The 13266-nt window shown below is 43.3% G+C and carries 10 protein-coding genes; 7 read left to right on the plus strand and 3 right to left on the minus strand.

Features of this window, described 5'->3' with window-relative positions:
- Positions 1–12: 12 nt before the first annotated feature.
- The 3 genes from dapF to lptM form a co-directional block, all read right to left on the minus strand.
- Complete coding sequence (gene dapF / locus ACHEVO_RS07895) at positions 13–900, minus strand: diaminopimelate epimerase (protein WP_165597574.1); 888 nt, start codon at positions 898–900, stop codon at positions 13–15.
- A 329-nt stretch (positions 901–1229) separates the two neighbouring features.
- Entirely contained in the window at positions 1230–2459 is a 1230-nt protein-coding gene (lysA, locus tag ACHEVO_RS07900; RefSeq protein ID WP_394124733.1) for a diaminopimelate decarboxylase, read from the minus strand.
- A 344-nt stretch (positions 2460–2803) separates the two neighbouring features.
- Positions 2804–3118, minus strand: coding sequence for an LPS translocon maturation chaperone LptM (lptM, locus tag ACHEVO_RS07905; protein ID WP_057758119.1), 315 nt, complete (start codon positions 3116–3118; stop codon positions 2804–2806).
- Positions 3119–3923: 805 nt separating this feature from the next.
- On the opposite strand from lptM, the gene ACHEVO_RS07910 reads away from it, so the two are divergent.
- The 7 genes from ACHEVO_RS07910 (at position 3924) to ACHEVO_RS07940 (ending at position 13261) form a co-directional block, all read left to right on the plus strand.
- On the plus strand, positions 3924–5156 hold the full coding sequence (locus ACHEVO_RS07910) for an acetate/propionate family kinase (protein WP_394124538.1): 1233 nt from the start codon (positions 3924–3926) through the stop codon (positions 5154–5156).
- Positions 5157–5309: 153 nt separating this feature from the next.
- Positions 5310–7457: a phosphate acetyltransferase gene (gene pta / locus ACHEVO_RS07915; RefSeq protein ID WP_394124539.1), complete on the plus strand. Its 2148-nt coding sequence runs from the start codon at positions 5310–5312 to the stop codon at positions 7455–7457.
- A gap of 220 nt (positions 7458–7677) precedes the next feature.
- Entirely contained in the window at positions 7678–8640 is a 963-nt protein-coding gene (locus ACHEVO_RS07920; protein ID WP_394124540.1) for a nicotinate-nicotinamide nucleotide adenylyltransferase, read from the plus strand.
- Between the two features lie 131 nt (positions 8641–8771).
- Positions 8772–9185 carry a ribosome silencing factor gene (gene rsfS / locus ACHEVO_RS07925; RefSeq protein WP_057758112.1) on the plus strand — a complete coding sequence of 138 codons (414 nt, stop codon included), beginning with the start codon at positions 8772–8774 and terminating at the stop codon, positions 9183–9185.
- A 230-nt stretch (positions 9186–9415) separates the two neighbouring features.
- Complete coding sequence (locus ACHEVO_RS07930) at positions 9416–10195, plus strand: MOSC domain-containing protein (protein WP_298808745.1); 780 nt, start codon at positions 9416–9418, stop codon at positions 10193–10195.
- Between the two features lie 60 nt (positions 10196–10255).
- The gene (locus ACHEVO_RS07935) at positions 10256–11503 is read left to right on the plus strand and encodes a hypothetical protein (protein WP_394124541.1); all 1248 of its coding nucleotides are present in this window, start codon (positions 10256–10258) and stop codon (positions 11501–11503) included.
- Positions 11504–11908: 405 nt separating this feature from the next.
- The gene (locus tag ACHEVO_RS07940) at positions 11909–13261 is read left to right on the plus strand and encodes an APC family permease (protein ID WP_394124542.1); all 1353 of its coding nucleotides are present in this window, start codon (positions 11909–11911) and stop codon (positions 13259–13261) included.
- The last annotated feature ends 5 nt before the right edge of the window (positions 13262–13266 follow it).

Raw genomic sequence — 13266 nt, forward strand, 5'->3', positions numbered from 1 at the left:
TAACAACAGTTATCAGCCTTCAGCATTAGGTTTAAGACCCGCTTGTGCCATCAGGCCATCTGGACTAAATACGCCTTCATAGACGAAAGCGGTCGGACCCGTCATCGTAACCGAATAACCTGGCTGCCACTTGATAATCATGCTGCCACCATATAGCTGCGCGCGGACTTCCTCACCTTCATCGAGCCAGCCTTCACGTATACCAACGGCTACTGCTGCACACGCGCCCGTTCCACAAGCTTGGGTCTCACCCACTCCGCGCTCGTACACACGCAAACGAATGTGGCGCTGATTCATCACTTGCATAAAGCCCACATTGACGCGATCTGGGAACGCAGGGTGCGACTCAATTGCCTTACCCAAAGTCTCAACCTCAGCATCGAGTACGTCATCGACTTTTATCACAGCGTGCGGATTGCCCATATTGGCAACGTACAGCTGCACAGGCGTACCATTTACATCAAGATGATAGGTGTTTTGGATTTTGGTCGTCGCTCTTGGGCTAAACGGAATCTCATCTGGCTCAAATTTAGGCTTGCCCATATCGACATCTACCCACCCATAACGATCAGTAGTCAGGGAAATAATACCGCTAGCCGTCTCAACGCGTAGACGCTGCTTAAATGACAGTTTACGTGCCTGCACAAAACGCGCAAAACAACGCGCGCCATTGCCGCACTGTTCGACTTCGGTACCATCAGTATTAAAGATACGATAACTGAAATCGACATCAGGGCGCATGGGTGGCTCGACTACGAGCAATTGATCAAAACCAATGCCTAGGTGACGATCGCCCAATAACTGCACCAAATCCTTGGTCAATTCTAAGCGCTGGGTCACTAAATCAATGACCATGAAATCATTACCCAACCCATGCATTTTAGTAAACTCTATTAGCATATCTTTGATGTCCTATCCTATTTTTATGTATGCCTTATCTTAGCACGCTGTCAGATACAATCATAATAATACCAATCCCAAAAAATACGATTAGCGGTGTCAAACTTGTTTAGTCTACAGTGAGTAGTACTTGCACTCGTTTTCCTTGCTACTCCAATTTTTGTGAATGGTGTTGCCTTCAACTAAAGTCATGCCTTCAATTAAGAATCAGCTTTAATTAAAAAACACTTTCCTCAAAATCCAGTCATAAAAAAACCCATTGTCATTATCACAATGGGTTCTCTTCAACTATCAAATACGGCGATAGTTTTGGCTTGTCTTTAATCGCCTTACTGCGCCTGCCACAACGCTTCATCTGCATATAACGCTTCAATTGTTTCGCGCTTGCGAATAAGCTGATGATTATCGCCAGACACCATCACTTCGCTAGCACGCGGGCGTGAGTTATAGTTACTACTCATGGTAAAGCCGTAAGCACCTGCGCCCGTAATGGTCAGTACATCGCCTGTGGCCAATGATAGTAGGCGGTCTTTTGCCAAGAAATCACCCGTCTCACAAATCGCGCCAACGATATCCCACGGCTGCGTACCATCCGTATCGATACCAGCACTAGGTAACACACTTGGAATCACCGCCATTTCAGCTTGATATAAAGCAGGACGAATCAAGTCATTCATAGCGGCATCAACGATAGCAAAGTTTTTATGCTCAGTCGGCTTGAGTACGTCAACTTGGGTCAAAAGCACGCCAGCATTGGCAACGATACTACGACCTGGCTCAAAGAACACGGTCAAACCAAGCTCGCTAAGTTTTGGCAATAATGCTTGGGCAAACTCATCTATAGACACAGGCGTCTCATCGATATAGCGCACACCCAAACCGCCGCCCAAATCGATATGCTGCAACTCAATACCAGCATCACGCAGGCTATGTATCAGTTCAATAACTTTATCTAACGCTGCAACAAACGGCTCTACCTCAGTCAACTGCGAGCCGATATGACAGTCAATACCAACGATGTCGATATGTGATAAATCGGCCGCTTGCTGATAGACCGCTAGTGCGTCTTCGTGAGTGATACCGAACTTGTTGTCTTTAAGACCTGTTGAGATATATGGATGGGTTTTGGCATCGACGTTAGGATTGACGCGTAACGAGATTGGCGCAGGCTTATCAAGTGACTTTGCTACTTCATTGATTAAAGTCAGCTCGCTGATAGATTCAACGTTAAAACAGCCAATACCTTGAGTCAGCGCATATTCGATATCACTGTACGTTTTGCCAACGCCTGAGAATACCACACGTGATGCTGCGCCACCTGCCGCTAACACACGCATTAGCTCACCGTGAGAGACAATATCAAACCCAGCGCCCGCCTGTGCCAAGACACCAAGCACGGCAAGGTTAGAGTTTGCTTTTACGGCGTAGCATACTTGATGATTCAGACTGGCGAAGCTATCAGTATAAGCTTGATAAACGTCCAATATTGCTTGCTTTGAATACACGTAGCATGGTGTGCCATATTGTTTTGCCAACTCATCGATACTGACCTGCTCCATATACAATGCATCGCCGCGATAGCTTAGCGCTGGCAAGTGAGCACTCAACGCTTTCGGGTCAACATACAACCCTTGCTCAGTTTGGATAGTAACGGATTCGCCAGTAGCAGAATAGGTCAAGTCAGCAGGTAGTTCAGAATGACTCATATAAACATCTCTAATATAATCAGATTATCAAGGGTGAAAATTAAATTTAGGTAGCAAAGCTATTTAGCCAATCAGGTAGTAAAGAATCGACAGTTAGTTAAACTGTTAATTAAAAAGCACCTAACCGCTATCCATTGGCTCAGCTTAGCGGTTATTAGCCTCGCAACTATTAGCCTAGTAATTGTTAGCTTAAGCAATTAATAGTCGTTGGGGTCAGTACTAGGCTCAGGTAGCACCATTTGCTCTTCTAGGTAGCGGTTTTTTTGATAGTTATCATCGTCGATACCCGCAAAGGCTGCATCTTGTGGATGGCTAGTACTATCCAGTACAGACGCACTGCCCTCTATCGTTTGACTACTAGAGTCTGCCAGATATAGATCGCCTTTTTGCCCGCAACCTGACAATCCTAGCATAACCACACTGCCAATAAATAAAGTGGCGACAGCCTGACGACTGGTACGAGCGAACGAGCTAGCATGCTTGGCTGCTGAAGGGCTGTGTATAGTAGACATATAATAGATAACCTGTGAGCTTACGACGGCATAATGGCGATAGTAAATCGTGATAAATAAAAAATAAATGGACAGCCAAACTAGCAGCGAAAGCACTGCCGTTATGACCATTTTCATCATAGCATTATTACATAAAGCTGTACGGATACTGAATATGATTGGTGAATAAATTTGCGTGATGTTGGATATTTTCTAGAACATTAGTCGAATTTTTATAGTAATATCGTCTGCGAGCTTAGATATGAATGTATGACATATGAGTGTCTCGACAATATTTCTTACAATTTCGTGGGCAATAGCACTGCCCTACCGTTCATACAGGTTATCCATTTATAGTTCTATAACTCACTGAATATAATTGATTTATTTCATATTTAGCCATTTATTAATCACACATTTTAAACCTTGCCCCTGTCGTGGTGTAGAAACAAAAATGTGTTACATTATATTCCCAGTTTGCGGCGGCAATAGGATGCTAGCCTGAGATGCAGACGCATTATCTCATAAGCATGGATGCATATCACTGTCAGAAATAGTAGCCCAAGTATAAACAAAATCGCCAATATACTTGCTTGATATGACCAGCATAGATATGGCTGATTTTTATTTACTCGACGGTTATCAACTTCATCAATTCCATATAATAATGACATCATGTCTCAGTGACCTTTACTACAGCCGTTGAGATATCAGCGATGTAGTATTTGATGATAATAAAACAGGACGTGGCAATAGACGTCTTTTTTGTATCGAACCAACGATATAATTGATTTGCCCTTTATAAAAACCAATCTAAGGATAGAGTATGAGCGCCAACCTAAGTACCACTTTTGATGATAAGAACAGTGAAACATCAACCCTAACCAGCCCCACTTTAGTCCTCAACTGCGGTTCGTCTTCTATCAAATACGCGTTGATCAGCGATGACAACTCTACTCGTATCACCGGTCTTGCTGAAAACTTAGGTCTCGATACAGCCCGTATCAAACACACCACGCTAAATGGCGATAAGTTAGAGATTTCTATCCCTGGTGGTAGTCACAAACTCGCCTTACAAAAAATTCTAGAGCTACTAGAGCAATATCATTTCATCGCAGTCGGGCACCGCGTGGTACATGGCGGCCGTGAGTACTCTGAAGCGGTTCGCGTTGATCAGCATGCGCTAGAAGAAGTAAAACGCTTAAAGATACTAGCTCCACTACATAACCCTGCAAATGCTTTGGGTATTGAAGCGGTTCAAGCTATTTATCCTGATATCCCACAAGTTGTGGTATTTGATACCGCCTTTCACCAAACTATGCCACCCGTCGCCTTTCGCTATGCGTTACCAAAATATCTATACGAAGAGCACAAAATCCGTCGTTATGGCTTCCATGGTACGTCTCATGCCTACGTCTCAGAACGTGCTAGTCAGGTTACTGAAGCAAAAGGTCCTCATGGCTGGATAACCGCTCATCTAGGTAATGGTTGCTCAGCAACTGCCGTATATGATGGCAAAAGTCTCGATACCAGCATGGGTCTGACTCCACTCGAAGGACTGATGATGGGCACACGTAGCGGCGATGTCGACCCAAGCTTACATATGCATCTGAAACGTCAGCTCGGTATTAGTTTGGAAGAAACGGATAAGATGCTAAATAGCGAAAGCGGTCTGCTTGGTATCTCTGGTCTATCAAATGATTTGCGTACTATTGAGCAAGCCGCGAGCGAAGGCCATAAAGATGCGCAGCTCGCCATCGAGATGTTCTGCTACCGCGCTGGTAAATACCTCGCCAGCTTAAGCTGCGCACTGCCTGAATTTACCGGTATTGTATTCACTGGTGGTATCGGCGAAAACTCTGTCACCACGCGCGCAAGTATTTTAGCCGTCATGCGTCATTTCGGTATCAAGATGGACGCTGAAAAGAACGCTGGATTGTACGGTGGCCAAGAAGGCAGCTTCCAAGCAGAAGGTAGCAGTGTCGAGCTGTGGGTTATTCCTACAGATGAAGAATACCGCATCGCTCAAGAGACTCGTCAAGCATTGAACTTAGTATAAGCCTATTGATTATAATGCCTAGCGCTTATCGTTCTAGAGGCTTATAAAAAGCCGAGAACAAATAAAATAAAGCGCTTCGTGTTTTTATACTGCACTGCTTATGCTGCTCAAAACGACTCGACGTCTAAAATAAAATAAATTGTAGGACACATTATGCAAACCATTTTACTTGTTCCCATTAGTCGCGGTATCGGTGTGACATCGGCCGCGCTAGGGCTAATCCGTGCCTTTGATTACAACGGTATCAAAGCGGGCTTTATGAAGCCGTTTTTGCAAGATGATACGCTAGACAAACAGCACAGCTTAGACAGCTCAAGCGCATTGACCATGCACGCATTTGGCCTAAATCCGCCTGACTCTATCAGCCGTCAACACGTTGAGCGTATGCTAGGCGATGACAATCTTGATGACTTGATGGAAGAAGTAATTGCCAATTTTCATACGATCGATGATGGTCATGACGTGATTATCTGTGAAGGTCTGGTGCCAACCACTGAGACCTCTTATGCTTCACAAATCAACCGTGCACTTGCCCACGCGCTCGATGCCAAGATTATATTTGTCAGTACCGCTGACATCAGTAAACCTGCTTATTTAGCAGACAAACTGGATGTCCATGCTCGTGAGTTTGGCGGTGTCATCGATTCACGTACGCTCGGTGTGATATTGATGCGGGTACAAGACGTGCCGAACACCTTTGATAATCAACCTGTCGCGCCGGGTGAGGCCGTTGTCAGCTTAGATCCGAACTTCCTGCAAGAGGTTCAACGTCTATCGCCTTCGTTCAATACCGAAGTATTCCGCCTTATTGGAGTGGTGCCTTTTAGTGACTCTCTATCTGTGCCTCGCACATGGGATATCGCAACAGAGCTTGATGCGACTTGGCTAAATGTTGGCGAAGCAAAGACACGTCGTATCAATCGTATCAGCCTAACCGCTCGTTCAGTGGCACGTGTCAACGAAGTCTTTAAGCGTGGTACGTTAATGGTCGTGCCCGGCGACCGTGATGACTTGCTGTTAGCTGCTGGATTGGCCTGTATCAATGGAATTCCATTGGCAGGTCTAGTGTTGACAGGTGGTATCACTCCAAGTGAGACAGTTGCTGAGCTTTGGCAATCAGCGCTCAAAACTGGCATCCCTGTCATGAGTGTCGAAAGCGACAGCTACGAGACAGTACAGAGCCTGATGCATATGAGTTCTGAGATTCCAAGTGATGATACAGAACGTGCTGATGAGGTGGCTCGTTATGTGGCGGCGCATTTGGATCTGAGCTGGATTAAAGAATACTTCAGCCGTAATCATGAGCCGCGTCTGTCACCATCAGCGTTTCGCCATCAGTTGGTCAAAAAATCACAGCACGCCAAAAAACGTATTGTGCTGCCAGAAGGCGCGGAACCACGTACGGTCGAAGCAGCCTGTATCTGTCAGAGTCGCGGTATCGCCAACTGCGTGTTACTTGCTAAGCGTAGTGACGTTGAGCAAGTGGCCAAAAACCGTGATTTGACGTTGCCTGAAGGGTTAGAGATCATTGACCCTGACAACCTCGATATGAGCAAATATATCGCTGCTGTCGTAGATCGTCGTAAAGGCAAAACCACTGCAGAAGTTGCTGCTGAATATCTAAAAGACACGGTCTATCTAGGTACTATCATGCTCCAACTAGATGAAGTCGATGGTCTGGTCTCAGGTGCGATTCATACCACTGCCAACACAGTACGTCCGGCATTCCAGCTGATTAAGACCGCGCCGCAATACTCACTCGTGTCATCAGTGTTCTTTATGCTGTTGCCTGAGCAAGTGGTCGTCTATGGTGACTGTGCGATCAACCCAGATCCTAACGCTGAAGAGCTGGCAGAGATTGCCATTCAATCCGCACAGTCTGCTGCTGCCTTTGGTATCGATCCAAAAGTTGCGATGATCAGCTACTCTACTGGCTCATCAGGCGCAGGCGCGGATGTCGAAAAAGTCGCCCGTGCCACACAAATCGTTCGCGAGCGCGCACCAGACCTCAAGGTCGACGGCCCACTACAGTATGATGCGGCGTCTGTCATGAGCGTCGGTAAGCAAAAAGCACCTGACTCACCTGTCGCTGGACAAGCCAACGTCTTTATCTTCCCTGACCTTAATACTGGTAACACGACGTATAAAGCGGTACAGCGTAGTGCCAACGTCGTCAGTGTCGGCCCTATGCTACAAGGCTTGAATAAACCCGTTAATGATTTATCACGTGGTGCCTTGGTCGATGATATCGTCTATACCATCGCGTTAACTGCCATCCAAGCGTATAGCGATTTGATTTAATCGCTATAAGACTTACCCGTTAAAGTCCTATACAAAGCCGACTATCATTACGATGGTCGGTTTTTTATTGGTGCTCTGTGACAGACAGTGGTGACAGATGCTCGTCTGCCCTCTACAATAGCGCTATCATCAAATTATTTACCCTAAAAAAGGTTAACTGGTAAAAGAGCAAGGTGCATCAACGACCACATGCGCCCTATCTACTTTTATACATTTATTTATGCCAAATACGAGCAACAACCCTCAAGAGAAAACACCTGTACCTGCCATTCGTGCCTATCTTGGCGGCTCGTTCGATCCAGTACATAATGGTCATTTAGAAGTAGCAATGTCTGTCTATCAGCACCTACTACCAATTGCAACGCAGCTACAGCGCACACTGCATGTGTCTTTATTACCCAATGCACGCTCGCCATTTAAGACGCAAAGTACAGACCCTAACCATCGTTTAGCGATGCTAAAGCTGGCGACGGAGAATACGCCGATACAGATCAATGAGTTGGAACTGTGGCAAGCGCCGCCTGTCTATACGATCGATAGTGTACGCACATTAAGACAGCAATATCCTAATGACAGTTTGATATTTATTATGGGTATGGACAGCGCACATAGTTTAGATAAATGGAAAGATGGTTTACATCTCACTGACCATGTCAATCTATGGGTATTTAATCGTCAGAGCAGTACCGATGTGAGTGATGGTATTAGCGAAAAATTTACTGACCGCACTATCTCTTCTAAAAATAATACAGCGATTACCCAAGATGTTAATTTCTTAAAAACGCAATTGCCGTTGTCATTGCAGCCCTATATAACAGACTCACCTATAGAGCTATTAACTCCACCTATTCATCACTCGACAAATAGCTTAAACTCAAATAACACTGATCCGACTAGCCCTGACCCAAATAACACTGACTTGAAAAACGCCATTCAAGGACGCATTTATATAGATCCTCGGCCCATTACTGCAGTATCAAGCACACAAATACGTGAACAACTACAGAAACTAGACGATCAAACAAATAAAATGCCAGTCGCTCAACGGCAAATCGCATCTATAGCATCAATAAATGATATCATTAGCAATACTGAATCTAATCCATTAGCTAAATGGCTAAATCCTGCTGTTTATCAATATATTATCGTCCATCAGCTATATTCTGCTGCTCAATTCCGTTAAAATCGCCTTATCTATGTCATTTTTCCTATCCTGCCTCTATGCGTGACTGACAACATATGATCAGTCGGATAAGACAAATTGACGTTTTACCCCTTTATTTTACATATTTACGATTCAAGAGATTAAAATTTATGACCAACACCATGACTGCAGAACGCCTAACAGAATGCTTGACCCTAGTACAAAGCGCTCTAGATGATATGAAAGCAAAGAACATCACTGTAATGAATGTAGAAGAGTTGACTGACGTAACAGAGCGCATCATCATCGCTGATGGTACCTCAAAGCGTCATGTACGTGCGATGGCTGATAGCGTCGGCGCTGAAGCTAAGCAAGCTGGTTTTATGCCACTTGGCCGTGAAGGTGGCATCGACTCTGATTGGACGTTGATCGATTTGGGCGCAGTTGTCGTCCACATGATGACGCCGCAAGCACGTGAGTTTTATGACCTAGAAGGCCTATGGTCATCACCTGAGCAGTTGGCTGAGCTGGTTGCTACGCCTCGCGAAAAGAAAACTGCGGGCCGTCGTAACAAAAACAAATAAGCTTGTCAGTGACGATATTCGTTCAAAATTAAGAAACGCTCCACCAAAAAGACCAGAATACTTATTCTGGTCTTTTTTTATGTAAATTTTATGGTGATGAACCAGTATAATCAGATACATATCATTGAGTACAGATAAGCTCATTTCATATTAGTATTTATTAGCCGCTAAAATTAAACCGCCAAAGTTAAGCCGCCTTCGCCTATTCATTCTACTTATTAGGAAACCATATGAGCGCAGAATCGAACACGTCATCACCTGAGCAAACCTTAACAGACTTTAACCAAGACTTGCCCCTACATATCGCTACCCTCACTTGTGTTCGCGCTGGTAAGTCTATGCCATTTGCTCGTGAAGAAATGAGCGCCATTGATAAAGCACCTATCAAATCTCCTGTCGCCGTCAACTTTATGGGATTAACCTCTGATGAACAGGCTGACCGCAAACATCATGGTGGCCCATTAAAAGCCGTGCATCAGCTAGCGCCTGCGACATATGGAAAAATCAATGCAGAATTCAGTTTAAAGGTTCGTGTCGGTACATTGGGTGAAAACCTGACGACTGAAACTGTCGATGGTTTGCCTGAAATGACCGAATCTACGGTTTGTATTGGCGATGTTTTTCAATATGGTGGACATTTTGAAAACGGTCAAGACACTAGTAATGATGATACTAGCGTTCAACTACGTATCGTCCAACCACGCCGTCCTTGCTACAAAATCAATGATCAAATTGGCCAATTTACCAAAGTACCAAATATCGCGGCATGGGTCAGCAAGCAAGGTATCTCTGGTTGGTACTTCCAAGTCGTTCGTGATGGCATTATAGACGCTGATTTACCTGTATATTTGGTCGAGCGCCCTTATCCGTTTGCAACATTAGAGACGCTATGGCAACTGGCAAACTCAAAAGAAAAGTTTGATACTAATGTGATTGAACCGTGGCTCGCGATTGACTGTTTAGAGGACAGTTGGAAAAAGGTATTGGCCAAAAAAATCCAACAGGATTGAGTACTATAAGTTCCAATAACTCTATGTCATTAATATATATTAGAAAATGAGAATAGCAATATGAGTATTTATGCATTGGAAGGTAAGCAGCTACTAGCAATTAAGCCTACTAGCTTTGTGATTGAATCTATTTTTGAACGAGATGACTTGCAAGAGGCCTTTAAAAACAATATTGATATTATTGCTCCTGATTGTATGGTGATAGCAGAAGAGTTTTCTGACTGGCAAGGATCAAGAAAAAGAATTGATTTATTAGCTATTGATAAACAAGCTAATTTAGTCGTTATAGAACTAAAAAGGACTGAAACAGGCGACCATATGGAGCTACAAGCTCTACGGTATGCATCTATGATATCGACTATGACGTTTGATGATGCTATAGAGATATTGCAAAAATATAAACAACGAAATGGTTATCCTAACTACTCTTCAAATGATGCAGAGCTTGAAATTAGAGCTTTCATTGAAAATGATATTGTTGAAACAGGTTTTGCAGAAGATGTTAAAACAATTTTAGTCTCACAAGATTTTTCTGCCGAGTTAACAACTTCCGTCATTTGGCTGAATGAGCGTAATTTAGATATTACTTGTATGAAGATACAGCCCTATAACGATAACGGAAAAATACTAATTGATGTTCAACAAATCATTCCTTTACCTGAAGCAGAAGACTATCAAATCAAGGTAAGACGTAAGTTAGAGGAAAAAAGAGATATTCGTAAAGACAGCTCACGAGATTATTCAAAGTACCGATTTAATGATATGGAATTAGGTAAAGGTAGACTTGCCTTAGAAGTTTTTAAATATTATTTCGACCAAAATAGAAATCAATCTATTGATATGGTGATGAGTGAATTTAATGATATTACTCATTCTCAACCGATTATAGAAAATTTAGAGGTAGCTCAAAAACATGCTAGAGATAAAGGTAGAGCTAGATATTTCTTGAATGATGATGAAATTTTGAGAGCGGGTAATGGTTCTCAGTATGTTGTATCAAGTCAATGGGGTAAAGCAAATATCAAAGAATTGATTGAATTGGCTACTGATACACTTGGTTATGAAATTGAAAAGATTTTAACCCCAGACTGTCCAGTGAAAAGGAAGGTCTCAATTGAAGGTTATGACATCATTCAACTCGAAGATTTGACAGTCCTTGTCAATGAAAATGGTACAACAGTGAATGCTAAACCAGTACTAAGAAAGCTTTGTAATAAACTCAATATTGAGCTTGATAGTGGTAGTGGCAACCAAAAAAATACTCGTAGTTTAGGTAATGAAATCCTTAATGCTATTGAACGAAGCTAATTGTCATTGGTAGAAATACGAAAAAGTTAATAGCTAATGAATAGACTGAATCTACCGTTATTATAGACGCTGACTTACCCGTATATTTGGTTAAGCGCCCTTATCCGTTTGCAACACTTGAGACACTGTGGCAACTGTCCAACTCAAAAGAAAAGTTTGATGCTAATGTGATTGAACCTTGGCTCGCGATTGACTGTTTAGAGGACAGTTGGAAAAAGGTTCTGGCTAAAAAAATCCAACAGGATTGAAAAGGTAACACTCAACAAAAACCTTTAATATGACTTTTCTATTTATAAAAGATAGCCACTACCCTGCGTAATGGCGTCACAAGGTTTTTCATGTTCTATGTCAGTTCCGTAATAAACACTCTCTTCTTCTCCATCTTTGATCGTGAAGGAGCACTCCATGAGTGAAAAGACAGAAAGTATCAGCTACCTACAAGCTATAGCGATTAGCGTCGGTGCGATTATCGGCTGGGGTGCTTATGTCATGCCAGGCGATTTGTTTTTACCGCAATCACAGCTATTAGGCTCTTCTGTCGCTATTATTATCGGTACTTTAGCCATCTATATGGTTGCACGTGCCTATATTAATTTGCTGACCCAAACGCCAGAGAACGAGTCAGGCGGCATCTATTGGATTGAAAAATACATCAATCGCAAACATGCCTATATTTATGGTTGGGGCGTCACGATAGGCTATATTTCTATTATCGCGCTCAATATATCAGCCGTTGCTTTGCTACTGCGCTATCTGTTACCTAGCGGCTTACAATTAGGCTATCTGTATACGATTGCTGGTTGGGAAGTCTACGCCAGTGAAGTTTTCCTATGCAGCGCGGCTATTGTTTTGTTCAGTTATATCAACCTAAAAGGCGTACGAGTCGGCGCAAAAATCCAACTCTATATCGCCCTCTTTATGATTCTATCAGTCACCGCGCTGTTTTTTGCATCGCTTTGGATGACACCAACGACCCAAACGTTTTTGCCAACTGATATGTCTAGCAGTTCTATCACCAGTCTGGCATGGTTACCTATCTTGGCCGTTATGCCGTGGGCGTATGTCGGTTTTGAGACCACACCGCAGATTTCAAAAGCCATCAGCGATTCAAAAACCAAGACCAAAAGTATTATCCTAATTTCACTCATCGCCGGTGTATTGTTTTACTTTTTAATCAACTACTTTACCGCGCTAAACATGAGCTTTGACTATCAAGCGATCAAAGACAGCCACTGGGCGACAGGTGAAGGCATAGACAATCGGATTGGTAGCATCGGCATTTGGCTACTCTCGATCGCTATGATTGGCTCGATAATGAGCGGTATCAATGGCTTTATATTGTCATCGGTCAAGCTCTTAGAGTCTATGGGCGACACGTCATTATTGCCTAGCGTATTTACCGATAAACACAACCAATTTAGTAAGCAAAAAACCGTTATATTGATATGTTTGGTGTGCCTACTCTCTCCTTGGTTGGGTAGAAACTACCTACTCGATATTGTGACAATGGCGTCCTTGGGTATAACCGTTGGCTTTGCTTATGTCACGACCGCTGACCTCATCAATGAGCGGAAAAAGAAACAGGCAAGTCTGCTAAATTATCTCTCTGTATTAATCAGTATGGTCTTTATATCGCTGCTGCTGCTACCATTTTCACCAGCGGCGCTGTCATTCAATGCTTATGTCTTGCTAGGATTCTTTATTCTGCTCGGGGCGATTGGTTATAAAAAAATCGCAGTCAATCCTAACGTTAATTAACCGCA

The organism is Psychrobacter nivimaris (genome assembly GCF_043419765.1).
GTDB lineage: Bacteria > Pseudomonadota > Gammaproteobacteria > Pseudomonadales > Moraxellaceae > Psychrobacter.

Bases quoted from the DNA above. Each gene is read 5' to 3' on its own strand.
- ACHEVO_RS07935 (WP_394124541.1), top strand. From the start codon at position 10,256: ATGAGTATTTATGCATTGGAAGGTAAGCAGCTACTAGCAATTAAGCCT.
- dapF (WP_165597574.1), bottom strand. From the start codon at position 900: ATGCTAATAGAGTTTACTAAAATGCATGGGTTGGGTAATGATTTCATG.
- ACHEVO_RS07930 (WP_298808745.1), top strand. From the start codon at position 9,416: ATGAGCGCAGAATCGAACACGTCATCACCTGAGCAAACCTTAACAGAC.
- pta (WP_394124539.1), top strand. From the start codon at position 5,310: ATGCAAACCATTTTACTTGTTCCCATTAGTCGCGGTATCGGTGTGACA.
- lptM (WP_057758119.1), bottom strand. From the start codon at position 3,118: ATGTCTACTATACACAGCCCTTCAGCAGCCAAGCATGCTAGCTCGTTC.
- lysA (WP_394124733.1), bottom strand. From the start codon at position 2,459: ATGGAGCAGGTCAGTATCGATGAGTTGGCAAAACAATATGGCACACCA.
- rsfS (WP_057758112.1), top strand. From the start codon at position 8,772: ATGACCAACACCATGACTGCAGAACGCCTAACAGAATGCTTGACCCTA.
- ACHEVO_RS07910 (WP_394124538.1), top strand. From the start codon at position 3,924: ATGAGCGCCAACCTAAGTACCACTTTTGATGATAAGAACAGTGAAACA.
- ACHEVO_RS07940 (WP_394124542.1), top strand. From the start codon at position 11,909: ATGAGTGAAAAGACAGAAAGTATCAGCTACCTACAAGCTATAGCGATT.
- ACHEVO_RS07920 (WP_394124540.1), top strand. From the start codon at position 7,678: ATGCCAAATACGAGCAACAACCCTCAAGAGAAAACACCTGTACCTGCC.